This window comes from Piscinibacter lacus (assembly GCF_016735685.1).
GTDB classification, from domain to species: domain Bacteria; phylum Pseudomonadota; class Gammaproteobacteria; order Burkholderiales; family Burkholderiaceae_C; genus Aquariibacter; species Aquariibacter lacus.
The window spans coordinates 2,121,645-2,142,430 of sequence record NZ_JAERRA010000001.1 but is presented as its reverse complement, the minus strand read 5'-3'; the positions used below and the strand labels follow the sequence as shown (position 1 = coordinate 2,142,430).

The 20,786-nt window shown below is 71.5% G+C and carries 21 protein-coding genes; 8 read left to right on the top strand and 13 right to left on the bottom strand.

The features are described 5' to 3' along the window. The first annotated feature begins 16 nt into the window (after nt 1-16). Nucleotides 17-1,018, top strand: coding sequence for a hypothetical protein (locus tag JI742_RS09635; protein WP_201825972.1), 1,002 nt, complete (start codon nt 17-19; stop codon nt 1,016-1,018). Nucleotides 1,019-1,040: 22 nt separating this feature from the next. On the opposite strand, the gene JI742_RS09630 is transcribed toward JI742_RS09635, so the two are convergent. Genes JI742_RS09630 through lptF form a run of 5 tightly spaced genes read right to left on the bottom strand, consistent with a single transcriptional unit; the run spans nt 1,041 to nt 5,853 of the window. After that, nucleotides 1,041-2,213, bottom strand: a complete 1,173-nt coding sequence (locus JI742_RS09630) for a methionine aminotransferase (protein WP_201825970.1) — start codon at nt 2,211-2,213, stop codon at nt 1,041-1,043. 10 nt (nt 2,214-2,223) lie between these two features. Then, nucleotides 2,224-3,177, bottom strand: a complete 954-nt coding sequence (locus JI742_RS09625; RefSeq protein WP_201825968.1) for a CysB family HTH-type transcriptional regulator — start codon at nt 3,175-3,177, stop codon at nt 2,224-2,226. Further along, the gene (locus JI742_RS09620) at nt 3,174-3,608 is read right to left on the bottom strand and encodes a sirohydrochlorin chelatase (RefSeq protein ID WP_201825966.1); all 435 of its coding nucleotides are present in this window, start codon (nt 3,606-3,608) and stop codon (nt 3,174-3,176) included. Before JI742_RS09620 ends, JI742_RS09625 begins: the two co-directional genes overlap by 4 nt. Further along, nucleotides 3,605-4,732, bottom strand: coding sequence for an LPS export ABC transporter permease LptG (gene lptG, locus JI742_RS09615; protein ID WP_201825964.1), 1,128 nt, complete (start codon nt 4,730-4,732; stop codon nt 3,605-3,607). Before lptG ends, JI742_RS09620 begins: the two co-directional genes overlap by 4 nt. Before the next feature lie 5 nt (nt 4,733-4,737). After that, nucleotides 4,738-5,853 (bottom strand): LPS export ABC transporter permease LptF, encoded by a 1,116-nt coding sequence (gene lptF / locus JI742_RS09610; protein WP_201825961.1) that lies wholly within the window; start codon nt 5,851-5,853, stop codon nt 4,738-4,740. 40 nt (nt 5,854-5,893) lie between these two features. Between lptF and JI742_RS09605 the strand changes: the two genes are divergently transcribed. Genes JI742_RS09605 through JI742_RS09595 form a run of 3 tightly spaced genes read left to right on the top strand, consistent with a single transcriptional unit; the run spans nt 5,894 to nt 9,038 of the window. Beyond that, complete coding sequence (locus JI742_RS09605) at nt 5,894-7,369, top strand: leucyl aminopeptidase (RefSeq protein ID WP_201825959.1); 1,476 nt, start codon at nt 5,894-5,896, stop codon at nt 7,367-7,369. 22 nt (nt 7,370-7,391) lie between these two features. Then, a complete protein-coding gene (locus JI742_RS09600) occupies nt 7,392-7,835 on the top strand; it encodes a DNA polymerase III subunit chi (protein ID WP_201825957.1) in 444 nt (147 codons plus the stop codon). A 60-nt stretch (nt 7,836-7,895) separates the two neighbouring features. Continuing rightward, entirely contained in the window at nt 7,896-9,038 is a 1,143-nt protein-coding gene (locus JI742_RS09595) for a branched-chain amino acid ABC transporter substrate-binding protein (protein WP_201825955.1), read from the top strand. A 465-nt stretch (nt 9,039-9,503) separates the two neighbouring features. Here the strand turns inward: JI742_RS09595 and JI742_RS09590 are convergent, their stop codons facing one another. The 7 genes from JI742_RS09590 to JI742_RS09560 form a co-directional block, all read right to left on the bottom strand. Beyond that, the gene (locus JI742_RS09590; protein ID WP_201825953.1) at nt 9,504-10,613 is read right to left on the bottom strand and encodes an NAD(P)/FAD-dependent oxidoreductase; all 1,110 of its coding nucleotides are present in this window, start codon (nt 10,611-10,613) and stop codon (nt 9,504-9,506) included. Between the two features lie 41 nt (nt 10,614-10,654). Beyond that, nucleotides 10,655-10,978, bottom strand: a complete 324-nt coding sequence (gene fdxA, locus JI742_RS09585; protein WP_201825951.1) for a ferredoxin FdxA — start codon at nt 10,976-10,978, stop codon at nt 10,655-10,657. Nucleotides 10,979-11,049: 71 nt separating this feature from the next. Then, entirely contained in the window at nt 11,050-11,895 is an 846-nt protein-coding gene (gene cobA, locus JI742_RS09580) for a uroporphyrinogen-III C-methyltransferase (RefSeq protein WP_236676849.1), read from the bottom strand. A 38-nt stretch (nt 11,896-11,933) separates the two neighbouring features. Further along, the gene (locus JI742_RS09575) at nt 11,934-12,713 is read right to left on the bottom strand and encodes a phosphoadenylyl-sulfate reductase (protein WP_201825948.1); all 780 of its coding nucleotides are present in this window, start codon (nt 12,711-12,713) and stop codon (nt 11,934-11,936) included. Beyond that, nucleotides 12,710-13,213 carry a DUF934 domain-containing protein gene (locus tag JI742_RS09570; RefSeq protein ID WP_201825946.1) on the bottom strand — a complete coding sequence of 168 codons (504 nt, stop codon included), beginning with the start codon at nt 13,211-13,213 and terminating at the stop codon, nt 12,710-12,712. Before JI742_RS09570 ends, JI742_RS09575 begins: the two co-directional genes overlap by 4 nt. Nucleotides 13,214-13,240: 27 nt before the next feature. Further along, nucleotides 13,241-14,965 carry a nitrite/sulfite reductase gene (locus JI742_RS09565; RefSeq protein ID WP_201825945.1) on the bottom strand — a complete coding sequence of 575 codons (1,725 nt, stop codon included), beginning with the start codon at nt 14,963-14,965 and terminating at the stop codon, nt 13,241-13,243. 16 nt (nt 14,966-14,981) lie between these two features. Then, nucleotides 14,982-15,956 (bottom strand): sulfite exporter TauE/SafE family protein, encoded by a 975-nt coding sequence (locus tag JI742_RS09560; protein WP_201825943.1) that lies wholly within the window; start codon nt 15,954-15,956, stop codon nt 14,982-14,984. A 100-nt stretch (nt 15,957-16,056) separates the two neighbouring features. Between JI742_RS09560 and JI742_RS09555 the strand changes: the two genes are divergently transcribed. Continuing rightward, nucleotides 16,057-17,016 carry a patatin-like phospholipase family protein gene (locus tag JI742_RS09555; RefSeq protein WP_201825941.1) on the top strand — a complete coding sequence of 320 codons (960 nt, stop codon included), beginning with the start codon at nt 16,057-16,059 and terminating at the stop codon, nt 17,014-17,016. Nucleotides 17,017-17,138: 122 nt separating this feature from the next. On the opposite strand, the gene JI742_RS09550 is transcribed toward JI742_RS09555, so the two are convergent. Next, nucleotides 17,139-17,690, bottom strand: a complete 552-nt coding sequence (locus tag JI742_RS09550; RefSeq protein WP_201825939.1) for a phasin family protein — start codon at nt 17,688-17,690, stop codon at nt 17,139-17,141. 219 nt (nt 17,691-17,909) lie between these two features. On the opposite strand from JI742_RS09550, the gene JI742_RS09545 reads away from it, so the two are divergent. The 3 genes from JI742_RS09545 to JI742_RS09535 all read left to right on the top strand — a co-directional run bounded on the left by JI742_RS09545 (nt 17,910) and on the right by JI742_RS09535 (nt 20,710). Next, the gene (locus JI742_RS09545) at nt 17,910-18,878 is read left to right on the top strand and encodes a histone deacetylase family protein (protein WP_236676848.1); all 969 of its coding nucleotides are present in this window, start codon (nt 17,910-17,912) and stop codon (nt 18,876-18,878) included. A 23-nt stretch (nt 18,879-18,901) separates the two neighbouring features. Next, nucleotides 18,902-19,576 (top strand): LutC/YkgG family protein, encoded by a 675-nt coding sequence (locus JI742_RS09540; RefSeq protein WP_201825937.1) that lies wholly within the window; start codon nt 18,902-18,904, stop codon nt 19,574-19,576. Between the two features lie 123 nt (nt 19,577-19,699). After that, complete coding sequence (locus JI742_RS09535) at nt 19,700-20,710, top strand: 2-hydroxyacid dehydrogenase (protein ID WP_201825935.1); 1,011 nt, start codon at nt 19,700-19,702, stop codon at nt 20,708-20,710. Nucleotides 20,711-20,786 lie beyond the last annotated feature (76 nt).

Sequence of the window (20,786 nt, the reverse complement as noted above, 5' to 3'; positions counted from 1 at the left end):
AGACCCACCTGCCTGCATGCCCGGAACACGCTTTCTGCGCCGGATTCGCTGGACCCTTGCTGCCGGTTTCTGCGCTGGCGCCCAGGCCGCCGAGCCGGCGCGTTCCGCGGCTTCGGCCGTGGCGACGGCGGCGGTGGCAGCGGTGTCGGTGGAGCTGGTGCCGGGGGTCAGCCTCTTCGTGCTGGTCGGCCTGGGCCTGTTGATCGTGCTGGCGGGCTGGCGCTTGCGCATGCGCTTCATTCCCAATCTGCCCATGCCCAAGGCAAGCCCGGCCGCCCCGGCCAGCAGCCTGGGGGGCACCAGCCAGATTCTGCCGAGCACCCGGGCCGAGGTGGTCCGCGCCCGGCCCCTGCCGGGGCCGCTGGATCCGCCCGACACCGGGCCGGCCTCCTACGCGGCCCTGCCCGAAGGTGGCGGCCGGCCGCTGTCGGCCGACCCGGTGGCCGCCGAGGAAGCGTCTCTCCCCGAAGAGTTTCCGGTCGCCGAGGGCAGCGACGCCTGGGCCGAGGTGCTGGCCACCGACAGCCTGGTCGATGTCGAGCAGCAGGCCGACTTCTTCCTTGCCGTCGGCCAGGACGAGGCGGCCAAGGCTTTGCTGGCCGAGGCCCTGGACGGCGCGCCCACGCCGCGCCTGCATCTGAAGCTGGCCGACATCCTCAGCCGCCATGCCGACCGCGAGGCCTGGGAGGCCCTGCGCCTGCGCACCGAGGCCCGCTTCAACCTGGCCATGCCGGCCTGGGATGCGCTGGCCGGCCCCGACCGCGGCCTGGAAGCCCACCCCCTGGCCCTGGCCCGCCTGGTCGCGATCTGGCCCAACCCCCTGCGTGCTGCCGCCACCCTGGGCAAGAGCCTGCTGCGCCCGGCCGAGGGCCACCCGGCGCGGCAGCGCTTCGACCTCTCGGCCTACCGCGAGCTGATGCTGCTGCATGCGATTGCCTGCGACGTGGCGCGCCAGGTCGCGGTGACCGAGGTCGACATCGAGCTGCCGCTGAGCGAGGACGGCCCGAGCCCGGCCTGAGCGCCGGGCCGGCGTCGCCGGCCTAGAGCCGGCTTAGGCGCTCCAAAGCGCGGTCCAGCGTGTCCTCGCGCTTGGCGAAGCAGAAGCGGACCTGCTGGCGCTGCCGCCCGTCGGCATAGAAGGCCGACATGGGGATGGCAGTCACGCCGATCTCGCGTGTCATCCAGTGGGCGAAGGCGGCTTCGTCCAGCGCCGCAAGCTCGGGCCGCAGGCCGCCGTAGTCCACCACCTGGAAGTAGCTGCCCTCGCAGGGCCGCAGCCGCAGCGGCGTGGCGGCCAGGCCGGCGCGGAAGCGCTCGCGCTTGGCCTGGTAGAAGGCGGGCAGATCCAGGTAGGGCGCCGGGTCGCGCAGATGCTCGGCCAGGCCCTGCTGCACGGCCGAGCTGACCGCGAAGACATTGAACTGGTGGACCTTGCGGAACTCGGCCGTCAGCTCGGCCGGCGCGGCCACGCTGCCGATCTTCCAGCCGGTCACGTGGTAGGTCTTGCCGAAGCTGGAGATCACCACGCTGCGCTCGGCCAGGCCCGGATGGCCGGCCGCGCTGGCATGCGTGCGGCCGTCGTAGACCATGTGCTCATAGACCTCGTCGCTCAGCAGCAGGATGTCGGTCGGGGCCAGCAGGGCATGCAGGCGGTCCAGGTCCTGCGTCGACCAGATCGTGCCGCTGGGGTTGTGCGGCGTGTTCGTCAGGATCAGCCGCGTGCGGGGCGTGATGGCGGCGGCGATCGCGTCGAAGTCGGGCCGGAAGTCGGCATCCAGCGCCACCCGCACCATGTGGGCGCCGGCCAGCGCAATGCCCGGCGCATAGCTGTCGAAGGCCGGCTCCAGCACGATCACCTCGTCGCCCGGCTGGGTGAAGGCGAGCAGGGCGGTGAAGACGGCCTGGGTCGCGCCGGCGGTGATGGTGATCTCGCGCCCCGGGTCGTAGGCCCTGCCATGAAGCTGCTCGATCTTGCCGGCCAGGGCCTCGCGCAGCGCGGCCACGCCGGGCATGGGCGCGTATTGGTTGTGGCCCGCGCGCATGGCGCGCGCGACGGCGTCGATGAGCCGCGGGTCCGCGTCGAAGTCCGGAAAGCCCTGGCCGAGGTTGACGGCGCCGTGCTGCTGCGCGAGTGCCGACATCACGCTGAAGATGGTCGTGCCGACCTGCGGCAGTCGGCTGCGGAGGGCGGGCGCTGCGGGGCGGGCGTTCATGGTGCGGGGCTCACAGCTCGTAGTGCTCGGCTTCGCCGGCCATCAGCTTTTCGATCAGGCCGCGGTTCATGCGCTCGGACACCAGCTCGGCGAAGGCATAGACGAAGCTGCGCAGGTAGGCGCTGCGCTTGAAGGCGATGCGGGTGGTGTTGCGGCCGAAGAACTGGCCCATGGGCCGCACCACCAGCTCGCCGCCGGGGGCGCAGGCCGGATCGTCCTTGACGGTGATCTCCGGCACGATGCCCAGGCCCATGCCGTGGCGCACATAGGTCTTGATCACGTCGGCGTCGGTGGCTTCCAGCACGATCTGCGGGCTCAGGCCCTTGAGCGCGAAGGCCTGGTCGATGCGGCTGCGGCCGGCATAGGCGGTGCTGTAGGACACGATGGGCTCGCGCGCGATCTGCTCCAGCGTCAGGCGCTCGACCGCGGCCAGGGGATGGTCGGCCGGCATCACCAGCATGTGCTGCCACTCGTAGCAGGGCAGGCTCAGCAGGCCCTCGGTGCTGGCCAGGGCTTCGGTGGCCAGGCCGACATCGGCGCGGTCGTCGAGCAGCATCTGCGCGACCTGCGGCGGCGCCGCCTCCAGCAGCGTGACGACCACCTTCGGATGCCGCTTGCGCAGCGCCACCAGCGGCCCCGGCAGCAGGTAGCGCGCCTGGGTGTGGGTGGTGGCGATCACCAGGGTGCCGCTGTCCTGTTTGCTGTATTCCTCGCCGATGCGCTTGAGGTTGGCCACCTCGCGCAGGATCACGTCCACCGCCTGCAGCACGCGCAGGCCGGGCTCGGTGATGCGCTTCAGGCGCTTGCCGTGGCGCACGAAGATGTCGATGCCCAGTTCCTCTTCCAGCTCCAGGATGGCCTTGCTGATGCCGGGCTGCGAGGTGTGCAGCGCCTTGGCCGTCTCGGTCAGGTTCAGGTTGCGGCGGGCCGCCTCCTGCACGAAGCGGAACTGGTGCAGGTTCATGGCGCAGGTGCGGCGTCGTGGCGCGGCACGGCGGCCGGGTCGGCGGCCAGGGCCAGCGCGGCTTCGGCCATGGCGCCGACCACGGGCGCAAGCTCGCCGACCGCGGGCGCCAGGCTGTAGCGGCAGCCGGGCTGGGCGGCGCGCAGGGCATCGAGCAGGGCCGGCAGGTCCTTGCGCACATGGCCGCCCGCGCCCAGGAAGAGCGGCACCACCCGCACATGCCGGCAGCCGGCCTGCGCCAGCGCGGCGCCGGCCTCGGCCAGGCTCGGGCTCATGAATTCGAGAAAGCCCAGGCCCACGTGCAGACCGGGCGCCTGCGCGCGCAGCCGCTGGGCCACGCCTTCGAAGGGACCGGCCCAGGCCGGATCGCGGGCGCCGTGGGCGAAGAGCAGCACGCCATCGGCGGCGGCAAGGTCGGAAGCGGCATTCATCGGGTACGCACCAGCCACGCGAAGGCGGCCAGCGACAGCAGGAGGTAGACGGCGCTCGGCGCACCGGCGGCCAGCCAGGGCGTCCACTCGCGCAGCAGGCCCAGGTGGGTGGAGACGTTGTTGAGCAGCACGAAGCTGATGCCGAGCAGGATGCCGCCGAAGACCTTCAGGCTCACCCCGCCGCGCCGCGCCTGCAAGTAGGCAAAGGGCAGGGCCAGGCCCAGCATCACCAGGCAGGCCAGCGGGTAGAGCGCCTTCTTCCAGAACTGGATCGCCGGCTTCTGCGCGGCCTGCGCGTTCTCGTTCAGGTGACGCATGTAGCGCCACAGGTTCAGCGTCGACAGGCTGCTGGTGCGGGTGATGGAGGCCGCCACCACCGCGGGCGACAGGCTGCTTGGCCAGACCAGCTCGGCCAGCCGCTCCTCGGCCGGCAGGCGCTGGGCCGCGCCTTCGCCGCGCGGCTGCCAGTCGATGCGGCGCACGCCTTCGAGCTGCCAGGCGCCGTCGCGCAGCGTGCCGCGCTCGGCCTGCAGCCGCGACAGGAGCTGGCCGCTGGCGTCGAAGGCGTAGATGCGCAGGCCTTCCATGCGGCCGTCGGCGCCGATGCGCTCGATGCGCACGGATTCGAAGCGGCCGTCCTCGGTCCGGCCCTCGGCTGCGGGCACCCGGTCCTTGAGCCAGGCGCCTTCGCGGCCGGCCTGCGGCACGCGGCCGCGCCACAGCGCATGCACGGTTTCGGCCTGCTGGTCAGCCCAGGGCGCGATGACATCGCCCACGACAAAGGTCAGCAGTGCGAAGACCAGGCCGAGCTTGCCCAGCAGGCCCAGCGCCCGGCCCGGCCCGAGGCCGGCCGTGCGCAGGATGGTGAACTCGCTCGACTGCGCGAGCCGCGCCAGCGCATAGATCGCGCCGATCAGCACCGCGATCGGAAACAGCTCGTAGAAATGCCCCGGCACCAGCAGCAGGCAGTAGCCCAGCGCATGGTGCAGGCCGTAGCCGCCGCGGCCGAGGTTGTCCAAGTCGTCGACCAGGTCGATGAAGAAGAACAGGGCCAGGAAGGCCAGGGTCACGAAGGCGATGGCGCCGAGCAGTTCGGCATAGAGCAGGCGGCGGACGGTGCGCATGGCGTTCAGCTCGCGCGGCGCGTGCGGCGCAGGCCCAGGCGGATGCCGTCCTGGCGCCAGCCGATCAGGGCCAGCGCGGCCAGCAGGCCGCCGCCGTGCAGCAGCAGCAGGGTGGGCAGGGCCGCGGTGCGGCCGCTGCCCACCCAGGTCTGGGACAGCAGCAGCAGGTTGTAGTACAGGACGAAGGCCAGCAGCGCCAGCAGCAGGTTCCAACTGCCGGCGCGGCGCGGGTTGCCCGCCGCCAGGCCGATGCCAAACAGCACCAGCGGCACGCCGCCCAGGGCCAGGCCGGCGCGCCAAACCAGCTCGCCCAGGTGGCGCGGCGTCGGCTCGGTGAGCAGCGACCAGGTGCTGCGGGCCTTGACCGGCAGGGCCTCGCTCGGCCCGACGCGGCGCTCGCCGGCCAGCACGCGGTAGGACTCGAAGCGCGCCTGGCGGCGCTCGCCGGTTTGCAGGTCCAGGTCGTTGCGCTGGCCTTGTTCGAGCACGACGAAGCGATCCTCGCCCACCCATTCCAGGCGGCCGCCGCGGGCGGCGGTCAGCGATTCCTGGCGCTCCTGTTGGTCGAGCAGAAAGATGTTGCGGGCGAGCTGGCCTTCGCCGCCGCGGGCCGCCGCGGCCTCCTGGCTGTCGCGGTCGACGAAGAAGATGCGCCGGCCGTCGGAGGAGCTGATGAACTGGCCCGGCGCGATCTTGGACAGGTCCGACCGGCGCTGGTAGCGCTCGCGCAACTCGACCACCTGTTGATTGCTCCAGGGCCACACCACCAGGGCCAGCACCGCGACGGCCGCCAGCACCGGCGCGGCCGAGCGCAGCACCGGGCCGATGAAGCGCGTCAGCCCCAGGCCGCTGCTGAGCCAGACGACCATCTCGCTGTCGCGGTAGAGCCGGGTGAGGGTGCTGACCACCGCGATGAACAGCGACAGCGTCAGCAGCGTCGGCAGGTGCTGCAGCACGGCGTAGCCGAGCAGCAGGGCCACGTCCTGGGGCGCGATGTCACCCCCCGCGGCCTGGTTGAGGGCGCGCACCAGGAAGCTGGTGATGACGATGACGAGGATGACCACCAGGGTCGCTCCGAAGCTGCGTCCGAGGTCCTTGCGCAGCGAGCGATCGAATAACATCGCCCGACTTTATAACGAGCCACGCTCCTCACGGTCGCCCATGGAACTGCGTCAGATCACCGCCGGGCCCGAGGCCCTGGCATCGGCCAGCAGCGATTTGCTGCTGCTCGTCCTGTCCGGCGAAGCCGCCACCCAGACCCTGGCCGAGCCCCTGCTGGCCCTGCGTGACGAGGCCCTCGCCGCGGGCGACCTGAAGCTCGAAAGCGGCCGCAGCCTCTACCTGCATCGCCCGACCGGACTGAAGGCTGCGCGCCTGCTCTTCGTGGTGGCTGCCGACGGCAGCGCCAAGGCCCTGCGTCATGCCGTGGCCCTGGGCCTGGCGGCCGTCAAGCCGCTGGGCGTGCGCCAGGTGCTGCTGGCCACCGCTGGCATGCCGCTCGGCGAAGCCCATGCCGAGGCCGTGGCCCTGGCCGCTGCCGAGTCCAGCTACCGCTACACCCACACCAAGCCGAGTGCCCCGGCCGCGCCCGCGCTGCAGAAGATCAGCCTGGCCTGCGGCAAGGCCGAGGCGGCTGCGGTGAAGGCCGGCCTGGCCCGCGGCCAGGCCATCGGCCTGGGCCTGCACCTGGCCCGCGAGTGCGCCAACCGCCCGGGCAACCATGCCACGCCGAGCTGGCTGGCCGAAGAAGCCCAGAAGCTCGCCAAGGGCCAGGACCGCCTGAGCTGCACCGTGCTGGACCGGAAGGACTGCGCCAAGCTCGGCATGGGTTCCTTCCTCGCCGTGGCCCAGGGCTCCGAGGAGCCGCCCAAGTTCATCGTGCTGAACTACCAGGGCGCGGCCAAGAAGCAGGCGCCGGTGGTGCTGGTCGGCAAGGGCATCACCTTCGACACCGGCGGTATCTCGATCAAGCCCTCGCCGGACATGGACGAGATGAAGTTCGACATGGGCGGCGCGGCCAGCGTGCTCGGCACCTTCCGGGCGCTGATTGAGCTTCAGCCCAAGCTGAACGTGATCGGCCTGATCCCGAGCTGCGAGAACATGCCCGACGGCCGCGCAATCAAGCCCGGCGACGTGGTCACCAGCATGAGCGGGCAGACCATCGAGATTCTCAACACCGATGCCGAAGGCCGCCTCATCCTCTGCGATGCGCTGACCTATGCCGAGCGCTTCAAGCCCGCGGCCGTGGTCGACATCGCCACCCTCACCGGCGCCTGCGTGGTGGCCCTGGGCGCCGTGCGCAGCGGCCTGTTCAGCCCCGACGATGCCCTGGCCGCCGAGCTGCTGGCCGCGGGCGAGGCCGGCCTGGACCTGGCCTGGCGCATGCCGCTGGATGCCGAGTACGACGAAGGCCTGAAGAGCAACTTCGCCGACATGGGCAACATCGGCGGGCGCATGGGCGGGGCGATCACCGCGGCGGCCTTCCTGAAGAAGTTCGCCAAGGCCTACCGCTGGGCCCACCTCGACATCGCCGGCACGGCCTGGAAGTCCGGTGCCGCCAAGGGCGCCACCGGCCGCCCGGTGCCGCTGCTGACGCACTTCCTGCTCGGCCGCGCCCGGGCCACCGAAGGCGGCTGAGCGCAGCCCACCCGGTCGCGCCATGACCGAGATCCAGTTCCACACCGGCGTGGCCGAACCGCTCGTCCATGTGATGAAGCTGCTGCGCAAGGCCGAGGCCCAGGGTGCGCGGCTGGCCGTGCTGGGCCCCGCCGCGCTGCTGGACCGCATCAGCCAGCACCTGTGGAGCGACGATCCGCTCAGCTTCCGGCCGCACCTGCGCGCCCGCAGCGGGCTGGCGCCGGCCGCGCATCTCGCGCGCACGCCGGTCTGGCTGGTCGAGCAGCTCGATCCCGTGCCGGCCGATGTCGACCGCCTGCTGCACTTGGCCGGCGAGGCCGCCGAGGCCCCGCTGGGCTTCGAGCGCTTCGCCCGGCTCTACGACATCGTCGGCGCCGACCCGGCCAGCCGCCTGGCCGGCCGCCAGCGCTGGCGGCATTACGCCGACCGCGGCTATGCGCTCAGCCACCATCCCATGGACGGCTGAGGCCTCTGCGGCCCGGCCCCTCGATTTCCCGTCCCCTCCCCCTGATCCTGGAGATTCCCGATGACCCTCAAGCTCAAGCCGCTGACCCTGGCCCTGGCGTCCGCCGCGCTGCTGGCCGCCTGCTCCAAGCCGGCCGATGACAGCCTCGTCGTCAAGATCGGCCACGTCGGCCCCGTCTCCGGCGCCCAGGCCCACTACGGCAAGGACAACGAGAACGGCGCCCGCATGGCGATCGACGAGCTCAACACCCAGGGCATCGTGCTGGGCGGCAAGAAGGTCAAGTTCGAGCTGCTCGCCGAGGACGACGGCGCCGACCCCAAGCAGGGCACGGCCGCCGCGCAGAAGCTCTGCGATGCCAAGGTCAACGGCGTCATCGGTCACCTGAACTCGGGCACCACCATCCCGGCCTCGAAGATCTACTTCGACTGCGGCATCCCGCAGATCACCCCGGCCGCGACCAATCCCAAGTACACCCAGCAGGGCTTCACCACCGCCTACCGCCTGCTGGCCAATGACAACGCCCTGGGCGCCGGCCTGGCCGTCTACGCCGCCAAGACCCTGGGCTTGAGCAAGGTCGCCGTCGTCGACGACCGCACCGCCTACGGCCAGGGCATTGCCGAGGTCTTCAAGAAGATCGCGGCCGAGCAGGGCATCGAAGTCGTCGCCGAGCAATACACCAACGACAAGGCCACCGACTTCATGGCCATCCTCACCGCCATCAAGGACAAGGCGCCCGAGGGCGTCTTCTTCGGCGGCATGGACCCGCAGGCCGGCCCGATGCTGCGCCAGCTCGACCAGCTCGGCCTGAGCGGCGTGAAGGTCTTCGGCGGCGACGGCATCTGCACGGCCAAGCTGGCCGAGCTGTCCGGCGGCGCCAAGGCCCTGGAGGGCGTGGTCTGCGCCGAGGGCGGTGCCTCGCTCGACAAGATGCCCAAGGGCAATGCCTGGCGCGCCGCCTACGACGCCAAGTACCCGGGCCAGTTCCAGGTCTACTCGCCCTACGTCTACGACGCGGTGATGGTGATGGTTGACGCCATGAAGCGCGCCGACTCCGCCGATCCCAAGGTCTACGGCCCCAAGCTCAAGGAGACCAACTACGAAGGCGTGACCGCCAAGGTCGTCTTCGAAGCCGACGGCGAGCTGAAGGATCCGGCCATGACGCTCTACGTCTACAAGGACGGCAAGAAGACGCCGCTGCAATAAGCCCAGGGGGCTGCGCCCGAGGTGGCGCATGTCCCGGGTCGGCCCATTGAGAAGGCGCTTGGCGGCCTGACTGGGGATGCTCTTCGAGGGCTTTGTGCCGGGGTGGAGAAGCGCGGGGCCGCGCAGGCGCGCAAGGGCTCCGTGTCCCCCGGGCCGCGGTGCGGCCCTCCTCCTTGACCTGCGCCCTTGCGCGCCTGCGCGGCCCCGCGATGCCACCCTTGGGGTATCGCTCGCACCCTGGGCGGCAAGGCCGCATACAGGTTTCGGGCCGCCTGCACCCTGAGTCGCGCGGCCGGAGGCTGGGCAGGCCTGCTGCTGCGTGTCCCCCGGCCGCTGCGCGGCCTCCTCCTTGACCTTCGCAGCAGGCCTGCCCAGCCTCCGGCACAAGCCAGGTGACGAGGCCGGCGCCATTGAAAAGGGGCGCCCTCGGGCGCCCCTTCGTGGCTCCGCAGCGGCCCCGCCGCTTCAGTCGAACACGGGTGATTCCACGCCGAGCACCTTGTGCAGCTTGGGGCTGGTGGTCGTGTACTGCAGGTGGATGCGCTTGTCCGGGAAGATGTAGGGCGCTGCCGCGAAGGCGGCAAGCGCAGCTTCGTGGAAGCCCGACAGGATGAGCTTCTTCTTGCCCGGGTAGGTGTTGATGTCGCCGACCGCGAAGATGCCGGGGATGCTGGTCTCGAATTTCTCGGTGTCGACCGCGATCTGCTTGCGGTCCAGGGCCAGGCCCCATTCGGCGATCGGGCCCAGCTTGGGGCTGAGGCCGAAGAAGACGAGCAACTGGTCGAGCGGCACGGTGCGGGTCACGCCGTCGCCGCCGGTGACCTTGATCTGGCTGAGCGCGCCGCCCTCGGCCTCGAAGCCGGTGACCTGACCGACGATGAACTGCATCTCGTAGGCCTCGCACAGCTCGCGCATCTTGGCCACGCTGGCGGGCGCGGCACGAAAGCCGTCGCGGCGGTGGATCAGGATCACGCTCTCGGCCTTGTGCGGGTTGCCGTCGGCATGGCCGCCGCAGAAGTTGAGTGCCCAGTCCAGGGCCGAATCCCCGCCGCCGACGATCACCAGGTTCTTGCCGGCGAACTGCTCCGGGTTGCGCACGCGGTAGTGGACCTGCGTGCCCTCGAAGGCTTCCAGGCCGTCCACCTTCAGCGTGCGCGGCTGGAAGCTGCCGACGCCGCCCGCGATGAAGAGGGTCTTGGTGATGAAGCGCGTGCCCTTGCTGGTTTCCACGTCGAAGCGGCCGTCCTCGCGCTTGTGCACCAGGGTGACTTCCTGGCCCAGGTGGAAGGTGGCGCCGAAGGGTTCGATCTGCTTGAGCAGACTGTTGGTCAGCTCCTGGCCGGTGCAGACGGGCACGGCCGGGATGTCATAGATCGGCTTGTCGGGATAGAGCTCGACGCACTGGCCACCGGGGTAGGCGAGCGAATCGATGATGTGTGCCTTGATCTCCAGCAGGCCCAGCTCGAAGACCTGGAAGAGGCCGACCGGACCGGCGCCGACGATGACAGCATCGGTCTCGATCGGGCCACTGGCGGCAGCGGTTTCGGCAAGGGCGGAGGTCGGCAGCGGATCCATGCTTGGGGCTCGTCAGGAAATCGGAAAGGGTCGCGCGGGGCTCAGCGGATGAGCTCGCCCAGCTTGTTGGGCTTGTCCTTCCAGTCGTCGGCATCGGGCAGCGCACCCTTGCGCTTGGTGATGCTCGGCCACTGGCGGGACAGCTCGGCATTGAGCTTGATGAAGGGGACCTGCGCGGTCGGCACGTCTTCTTCCGGCACGATGGCGCCGACCGGGCATTCGGGGATGCAGACCGCGCAGTCGATGCACTCGTCCGGATCGATCACGAGGAAGTTCGGGCCTTCGCGGAAGCAGTCGACGGGGCAGACATCGACGCAGTCGGTGTACTTGCAGCGGATGCAGGCTTCGGTGACGACGTGGGTCATGACGGGGCTCTGGGCGGATGAAGAGGGGCTGCCGCGCCCTCAGGCGCCGCAAGCGGCAAAAACCCTGAATTTTAGGCTTCGGCGACGGGGCTGCGCGCCGCCCGGGCCTTGCGCGTCGCAAGGATGGCGCAATCTGCATCCCGAGGGCGCATCAGGGCTTCGGCGCCCAGGCCCACGCAGACGACGGTCGGCCGGCCGGCATGCAGCACGGCGGCGGCGGCCAGATCGTTCAGCCGGTGGCTGCTGTCGAGCCGGTCGGTACAGCCTGCGCGCGAGACGACGGCCACCGCCGTGTCGGCCGCCCAGCCGGCCGCCAGCAGGCGGCGGCCCAGCGCGGCGAGCTGTTTGCCGGCCATGTAGAAGACCTCGGTGTCGGCGCGCGGGCCGGCGGGCAGCTCCAGCCGGCCCTGGGGCGGCTGGCCGGCCGGCGTGTCGGCGGCCGGCACCGCGCTGACCGCGGTGCTGAAGCGCACGCTGCGGCCGCGACCGCGGCGGGTCAGCGGGCGTTGCAGGTCGGCCGCAGCGGCCAGGGCCGCGGTCACGCCCGGCACCACCTCGGCTTGCAGGCCGGCGGCGGCCAGGGCTTCCAGCTCTTCTTCCAGCCGGCCGAAGAGGCTGGGGTCGCCGCCCTTGAGGCGCAGCACCCGCGCGCCGGCCAGGGCATGCCGGACCAGCAGGTGGTTGATGCGCGCCTGGCCCGAGGCATCGCAGCCGGGCTGGCCGGAGAAGCCGCGCTTGCCCACATCGATCCAGCTCGCGCCGGGCGCGAGGCGGCGGAAGCCCTCGACATCTGTCAGGGCGTCGAAGAGCACGACCTCGGCCGCGGCCAGGCGCTGCGCGCCGCGCAGGGTCAGCAGGTCGACGGGGCCGGGGCCGGCCCCGACGAAGACGACGGGATGCAGTTCAGGGGCGTGCATGGCGGGGGCGCGGGGTGAAGCCTGGAATGCGGGGAAACTCAGTGGCCGGCGGCCTGGCTGACGTGCAGGCCACATTCCTTGGCCTGTTCGTCCTCCCACCACCAGCGGCCGGCGCGGAAGGGCTCGCCCACGGCGATGGCGCGGGTGCAGGGCGCGCAGCCGATGCTGGGCATGAACTGGTCGTGCAGCGGGTTGAAGGGCACGCCGTGCTCGGCGATGTAGGCCCAGACCTCGCCCCAGCGCCAATCGGCCAGGGCATTGAGCTTGAGGCGGCCGGCATCGTCGCGGTCCTCAAAAGGTACTTCGCCGCGGGCCTCGCTCTGCTCGCGACGCAGGCCGGTGATCCAGGCGCTGCGATCCTTCAGCATGCGGCCCAGCGGCTCCAGCTTGCGCAGGCCGCAGCAGGCCTTGCGCAGGGCCAGGCTCTCGTACATCGCGCGCTCGCCGTGCTCGCGCACGAAGGTGACGACTGCCTCGGCCTGCGGGCGAAACACCTCGACCGGCAGGCCGTAATGCGTGGTGATGCGGTCGATCAGGTCGACGGTCTCGGCATGCAGGGCGCCGGTGTCCAGCGTGCCGATCGCGATCGGCAGGCGGTGGCGGGCGATCAAGTCGGTGATCACCATGTCCTCGGCGCCCAGGCTGGTGGCCTGCACGATGCGGCCCGGGTGGGCGGCCGCGGCGGCGCTCAGGCGCTCGACGGTGGCGGCCAGCTTGGCCTTGAAGTCCGGGCCCTTGCGCGCGTAGAGCGCGATGGCCGAGCCAGCCGCCGGCTCGGCGCCGGGCAGGGCGGAGACGGTCGAGCTGTCCCCGCTCATGCCGGGCTCCCGGCGCGCAGGAACCAGGGGCGGCTGTCCTGCACATCGCCCTGGTAGTGGCCTTTGGCAAAGAAGCCCAGCACCTTCTCGGCCACATCGCGCCGCTGGTCGCTGCGCAGCACGGCCGCATCAAAGCCGGTGCGCTGCATCAGCGGCAGCATGTCGACCAGCACCTCGCCGGTCGCTCGCACCTCGCCGGCAAAGCGCAAGCGCTGGCGCAGCAGGCGGGCCTGGCTGTAGGCGCGGCCGTCGGTCCACTTTGGGAAGTGCAGGGCGATGAGGCGGATGGGGCCGAGATCCGTGCCCAGCGCCTCCTCGACATCGACGGTGTTGGGCAGGCTCACGCCCACCGGCAGGTCGGCCGGCCACTGCGCGCGGATGGCGTGCCACTGCTCGATGCCGAGCAGCAAGTTGGCCGAGGGGGTGATGTTGACGGGCGGGCCGTCCTCGCCCCCGGCGGGATGCCAGGCTTCGTGGTCGTGAAGGTCGATGAATCTCATGGCGGTTTCCTGCGGCGGGGCAGCGGCTCAGGCCGGGGCGGTGGAGCGGCGCACCGCATTGGCGGCCTGCTTGAAGGGCTCCAGGCCGATGCGGCGCACGGTGTCGACGAAGCGCTCGGCGCCGCCATCGCGCTGCCGGCGGTAAGTGTCGATCACGGCCTCGACGGCATCGGCGATCTCGTCGGCCGCGAAGCTCGGGCCGATGACCTTGCCGGCCACGGGGCCGCCCGAGAGGCTGGAGCCGTCCGAGCCGCCCAGGGTCAGCTGGTACCACTCGCTCCCGTCCTTGTCGACGCCGAGCACGCCGATGTGGCCGCTGTGGTGGTGGCCGCAACTGTTGATGCAGCCGCTGATGTGCAGGTCGATGGCGCCCAGGTCGTCGAGCTCGTCGAGGTCCTGGTAGCGCTCGGTGATCGCCGCGGCCAGGGGCAGCGAACGGGCGTTGGCCAGGGCGCAGAAGTCGCCGCCGGGGCAGGCGATCATGTCGGTCAGCAGGCCGATGTTCGGCGTGGCCAGGCCCAGGCGCTTGGCCTCGGCGTAGACGGCCGGCAGCTCGCTCGCGCGCACCCAGGGCAGCAGCAGGTTCTGGTCGTGGGTGACGCGGCATTCGCCGAGCGAGAAGCGCTCGACCAGCTCGGCCGCCGCATCCAGTTGATCGGCGGTGGCATCGCCCGGGGCCTGGCCCACGCGCTTGTAGGACAGGGTCACCGCGCGGTAGCCCGGCAGGCGGTGCGCATGCACATTGCGCTGCAACCAGCGTGCGTAGGCGGGGCTGCCGTCGCCGGCCGGCAGCGCGTCGGCCTCGGCGCCGTCCAGGCCCTGGGGCAGCGGGAAGCACGCGGCCACGCGGTCCAGCTCCGCCTGCGGGATCAGGTGGCGGTCGCCGTCGACATCGCGGTTCAGGATGGCCTGGAACTCGGCCTGCACCGCATCGATGAAGGCCTGGCCCTCGGCCTTGACGAGGATCTTGATCCGCGCCTTGTACATATTGTCGCGCCGGCCGAAGCGGTTGTAGACGCGGACGATAGCTTCGATGAACACGAGGATCTGCTGCCAGGGCACGAAGGCAGCGATCTCGGTGGCGATCACCGGCGTGCGGCCCATGCCGCCGCCCACCCACACGCGGAAGCCGACTTCTCCTGCCGCGTTCTTCAGCACATGCAGGCCGATGTCATGCCAGGCGGTGGCGGCACGGTCCTCGGTGGCGCCGGTGATGGCGATCTTGAACTTGCGCGGCAGGAAGGCGAACTCGGGATGCAGGGTGGACCACTGGCGCAGGATCTCGGCATAGGGGCGCGGATCGACGATCTCGTCGGGCGCGATGCCGGCCAGCGCGTCGCTGGTGATGTTGCGGATGCAGTTGCCGCTGGTCTGGATGCCGTGCATGTCCACCTCGGCCAGCAGGTCCATCACGTCGGCGGCGCGGTGCAGCGGAATCCAGTTGTATTGCAGGTTCTGCCGCGTGGTGAAGTGGCCGTAGCCGCCCTGGCCCTTGAAGGGGCCGTCCTGGACGACATCAAACTCGCGGGCGATGCGCGCAAGCTGGCGCAACTGCCGGCTGCTCAGCTCGCCATAGGGCACGGCCACCCGCAGCATGGGCGCGTGGCGCTGCACATACCAGCCGTTCTGCAGGCGCAGGGGGCGGAAGTCGTCGTCGGTCAGCACGCCGGCCAGATTGCGTTCGAGCTGGTCGCGGAATTGCGCGGCCCGCTGGCGGACGAACTGGCGGTCGAAGTCGGTGTATTGGTACATGGCGGGGTGGGGCGTTTCAGCCCAGGGCGCGAGCCAGGTTGTAGGTGCTGATCAGCGAGATCACGCTACCGACCAGGATCAGCAGGCTGCGGGTGCTCAGCCGCGAGGTGAGGTAGGCCGCAAAGGGCGCGGCGAACAGGCCGCCCACCACCAGGCCCGCCACCGTCGGCCAAGGCTGCTCGCCGACCAGCACGGCGAAGGCGATGGCACTCACGAAGGTCAGGAAGAACTCGGCGAGGTTGACCGAGCCGATGGTCATGCGCGGATCATGGCCGGTGCCGACCAGGGTGGTGGTGACCACCGGACCCCAGCCGCCGCCACCCACCGCATCGACGAAGCCGCCGAGCAGGCCCAGCTTGGCCACATGGCGCGGCTCGTCGCGGCGCGGCTTGATCTTGCGGAAGATCTTGCTGATGACATAGAGCCCCATCAGCAGCAGGTAGGCCGAGACCCAGGGCTTCATCGTGTCGCCGTCGACACGCGACAGCAGCCAGGCCCCGGCAATCGCACCGCCCATGCCCGGCAGCAGCAGGCGCAGGAAGAGACTCTTGTTCACATTGCCGAGCTTGATGTGGGCGATGCCCGACACGCCGGTGGTGAAGACTTCGGCAATGTGCACCGCCGCGCTGGCCACCGCCGGGCTGCTGCCGGTGGCGAGCAGGAAGCTGGTCGAGGTGATGCCGTAGGCCATGCCCAGGGCGCCGTCGACAATCTGGGCCAGCAGGCCCACGGCCACCGCACTCCAGAAGGCCGAGCCCTGCAGCGTCTCGGCCACCGTCTGCAGTGCGCTGTGGCCGTCGGCCTGGTTGAACAGGCGGGCCAGCAGGTACATGGTGGCCCCGGTCAGCAGGAAGATCACCGCCCAGCTCGCCACCCGCAGCACCGGATGGTCGGCGGCGTGGGTCAGCGACTGCTCGACCGGCGGCAGGCCCAGGGCCTGGTGCTCGGCATTGATCGGGTGGTCGCTGAGGTCGAGGTCGCGGATTTTCATGATGTCGGCAGGCTGCAAGGCGGGTGGGTCCCCGCCGCAGCGAACGCGCGATGCTAAGGCTCAGTCCAAAGCTTCGAAAGTATTTTTAAGTCTGATATTTATGCATAAGAGAGATAAGAGTGCGCGGCTGCGCCACATAAGCAGCCTGCTGCTGCTGGCTGCGCTGGTGGGCTGTGCCAGCCTGCCGCCGCCCGCCCCGCCGCCGGCCGAGCCCCCCGCCGGGGCCGCGAGCCCGGCGCTCCCAGCCCCCCCGCCCGCCCCCCCGGTGGTCCTGCCGCCCCCGCGCCTGGGCCTGGCCCTGGGCGGCGGCGCGGCCCGCGGCTTTGCCCACATCGGCGTGATCCAGGTGCTGGAGGCCGAGGGCATCCCCGTGCATTGTGTGGTCGGCACCTCGGCCGGCAGCCTGGTCGCGGCCATGTGGGCCTCGGGCAAGAGCGGCACCGAGCTGGCCTCGCTCGCCCGCAGCATGGACGAATCGGCCATCAGCGACTGGACCTTCACCGGCCGCGGCCTGCTGCGCGGCCAGGCCCTGGCCCGCTACGTGCGCGAGCACACCGAGGGCCGGCTGATCGAGGGCATGGTCCGGCCGCTGGGCATCGTCGCCACCGATCTGGGCAATGGCGAGGCCGTGCTCTTCCGCCGGGGCGATCCGGGCACCGCGGTGCGCGCCTCCAGCGCCGTGCCGGCGGTCTTCATGCCGGTGCGCATCAACGGCCGCGAGTATGTGGACGGCGGCCTCGTCGCCCCGGTGCCCGTGCGCTTTGCCCGGCAGATGGGCGCCGAGCTGGTGCTGGCCGTCGACATCTCGGCCGCGCCCGAGGGCCAGGCCACCGGCGACCCGCTGCGCATGTTGCTGCAGACCTTCGCCATCATGGGCCGCAGCCTGAACCGCTGGGAGCTGCAGGGCGCCGACCTGGTGCTGCGCCCGGCGCTGGACGGCCTCTCGGGCGCCGACTTCACCCAGCGCCAGCGCGCCATCGACGCCGGCCGGGACGCCGCCCGCGCGGCCCTGCCCGCCCTGCGCCGCGCCCTGCGGCGCGAGGTCGCCGCGCCGCGCTGAGCGGCCCGGCAATGAAAGAAGCCCGGCAGGCCGCGAGGCCTGCCAGGCTCAAGACCCCTTGCGGGATCCGAGGAGATCGGGAAGAAGCAGGTGCCGGAGCCCGAAGGCTCCGACGGCCGGGCTCAGCCGCGGCGGGCGGCCGGCTTGACGGCGGCGGTGGCCTTGGCGGCGGTCGCGCTCAGGGCTTGCAGATTGGCTTCGGTCACTTCAGCGGCTTGCTTGGCGGCCTTCTGCACCGATTCCACGGCGTTGGTGGCGGCGGCGATGGCCGACTTCACCAGGGCGACGGCATTCTCCGAACCGGCCGGGGCGTTCTTGGCGGCTGTGTCGACCATCGAAGCGAACTTCTTCTGGGCGTCGGCCACTTGGCCTTCGGCCAGCTTCGAGACTTCGGTGCCGGTGGCGCTGACGATGTCGTACACGCTGCGGCTGTAGGCGGCGGCCTTCTCGGCGGCCGGTTGCAGCAGGGCGGTGTTCAGGGCCAGCAGCTCCTGGGCGTCCTTGACCGACATCGAAGCCTTGGTGTGCTCGGCGACTTCACCCAGCGAAGCCTTGGCGACTTGCAGGTTCAGCTCGACCAGCTTTTCCACGCCTTCGAAGGCCTTCTGGGTCAGGGTGAAGAGGGTTTCGACGCTGGCCTTCTGGGCGGCGAGGACTTGTTCGGCATTGGTCATGGTGAACTCCTTGATGAGCATGGGTCGGGGGTTGGAGACCGGGTCTCCGTGCAGTGCTGCATGTTTGTTGCACCGCAGCATGGACGCAAGTATACGGAGCTTCCGGTGCAGCGCAAGCGGTTTTTGCTGCGTTGCACAATAAACTTTCCCGTAGCCGCAAGACGCCGGAATGACAAGGCCTGGCGCGGGGCGTTCGGGGCGCGGCGAGACTCCGGGGCCATGTCCTTCGCCCCGCCCGATTCCGCCCCCGGCCTGCTGCGGCTGCGCGGCTACAGCAGCGATCGCTTCGTGCTGCCCCTGCCGCCCGGCCACCGCTTTCCGATGCAGAAGTACCGCCTGCTGCGCGAGGCCGTGGCGGCCCGCCTTCCGGCGGTCGAACTGCATGAGGCGCCCGCCGCCTGCGACGAGGAGCTGCGGCTGGCCCACACGGCCGACTATGTGCGCGGCGTGGTCGAGGGCCGCCTGCCGCCGGCCATGCAGCGCGAGATCGGCTTTCCCTGGTCGCCCGACATGGTCGAGCGCTCGCGCCGCTCGGTCGGCGCCACCGTCGCCGCCATGCGCGATGCCTTGCGCGAGGGCCTGGCCGGCAACCTGGCCGGCGGCACCCACCATGCTGCGGCCGGGGCGGGCAGCGGCTTCTGCGTGTTCAACGACCTGGCGGTGGCGGCCCGGGTCTTCCAGGCGGAGCGCGCCGCGGCCGGCGCGCCGCCGCCGCGCATCGCGGTGATCGACCTCGACGTGCACCAGGGCAATGGCACGGCGGCCATCCTGGGCGCCGATCCGGCGATCTACACCCTGTCGATGCACGGCGAGAAGAACTTCCCCTTCCGCAAGGTGCCTGGCCGCGACGAGGTGGACCTGCCCGACGGCACTGGCGATGTGGCCTACCTGGACGCGCTCGACGCGGCGCTCGACCGCCTCTGGGCCTGGGCGCCGCGGCCGGACCTCATCCTCTACCTGGCCGGCGCCGACCCGTATGCCGGCGACCGGCTGGGCCGGCTGGCGCTCAGCGCGGAGGGCCTGGCCGAGCGCGACCGGCGCGTCTTTGCCGCCGCGCTCGCGCGCCGCGTGCCGCTGGCCTTCTGCATGGGCGGCGGCTATGGCGAGGTGATCGAGGAAACGGTCGAGATCCAGCTCCAGACCTGGCGCCTGGCCGCCGAGCACCGCGCCCGCTGGGCGGCGGCCTGACGACATCTGGCGAGAATCGGCCCATGGACACCTCCACCGCCCGCGCCCGCATCCTGGCCCGCATCCGCAGTCGCCAGGGCCGTGATGCCCTTCAAAAGCCGGCCGAGGCCGCCGAGCGCGCGCGCTGGCTGGCCGAGCATCCCCGCGGCCCCCTGCCGGCGCTGGAGGGCGACCCGGTCGCGCACTTCCAGCGCATGGCCGCCCGGCTCGAAACCAGCCTGGACCGCATTGCCACCTGGGCCGAGGCGCCGGTCGCCGTCGCCCGGCACCTGGCCGGCCTGGGCCTGCCCGGCCAGGGCGTGGCCTATCCCGGCCTGGCCGCCCTGGACTGGTCCGCCGCCGGCCTGGCCCTGGAGGCCCGCGCGCCGCGCGACGGCGATCTGCTGGCCGTCACCGGCTGCTTCTGCGCGGTGGCCGAGACGGGCTCCCTGGTCTTCGCCAGCAGCCCGGACAGCCCGGCCGCCGCCCACCTGCTGCCGGAGACGCACATCGTGCTGCTGCCGGTCGACCGCATCGACGCGCATCAGGAAGATGCCTTCGAGCGCATGCGCCGCGAGCTGGGCCAGATCCCGCGCGGCTTCAACACCGTCTCCGGCCCCTCGCGCACGGCCGACATCGAGCAGACCATCGTCATCGGCGCGCATGGGCCCTACCGGGTGCATGTGATCCTGATCGACGCGCCCCGCCCGGCGGCCTGAGCCGGCGTCGCCGCCGCAGCGGCGGGCGGCCCCGGGCGCAAGATGCGTCCGGCTGCCGGCTGCGGACTGCGGCCCCGGGGCGGCTCCGCCCTTCGTCCTGCCTCCCCCTCGAACCCCTCCCGCATGGCCGCCCCACCGACATCCGAGCGCCCGCGCGTGCTCATCACCCGCCGCGTCTTCCAGGACTTGCAGGCCCGCCTGGCCGAGCACTTCGAAGTGCGCGACAACCCGGCGGATGCCGTCTGGTCCGGTGCCGAACTGCGCGAGCAGCTCGCCGGCTGCGTCGGCCTGATGTGCACGGCCGGCGAGCGGGTCGATGTCGCGCTGCTCGATGCGCACCCGCAACTGCGGGTGGTCAGCAACATCGCGGTGGGGCTGAACAACATCGACCTGCGGGCCTGCGCCGCGCGCGACGTGACCGTGACCCACACGCCCGACGTGCTGAACGAGACCACCGCCGACCTGGGCTTCGCGCTCTTGCTGGCCGCGGCGCGCAAGCTGTCCGAGGCCGAGCGCTACTTGCGCCGCGGCGACTGGTCGAAATGGGCCATCGACCAGTTCGCCGGCGCCGACGTGCACGGCAGCACCCTCGGCATCCTGGGCATGGGCCGCATCGGCCAGGCCATCGCGCGGCGCGGCGCGCTGGGCTTTGGCATGAAGGTCGTCTATCACAACCGCTCGCCGCTGCCGGCCGAGGCCGAGCAGGCCCTGGGCGCACGCTGGGTGACGAAGGACGGCCTGCTGGCCGAGGCCGACCACCTGGTGCTGGTGCTGCCCTACAGCCCGGCCAGCCACCACATCATCGGCGCAGCCGAGCTGGCGGCGATGAAGCCGGGGGCCACGCTGGTCAACATCGCACGCGGCGGCATCGTCGACGACGCCGCCCTGGCCCGGGCGCTGGAGGCCGGCACGATCGGCGCGGCCGGCCTGGATGTCTTCGAGAACGAGCCGGCCCTGCATCCGGCCCTGCTGGCGGCACCGAACCTGGTGCTGACGCCGCACATCGGCAGCGGCTCGATGGCGACCCGGCGGGCCATGGTGGGCCTGGCGGTCGACAACCTGATCGCAGCCCTGGGCTGCGGCCCCGACGCCGGCCGGCCGCCGGCGCCGGCGCCCCGGCCCGCGCCGGCCTGAAGCGGCCCCCTTGCTTGCTTGAGGCCGCGGCGGCCGGCACGGGGCGGGGGCGGGGCACGAGGCGCAGCGGGAATTT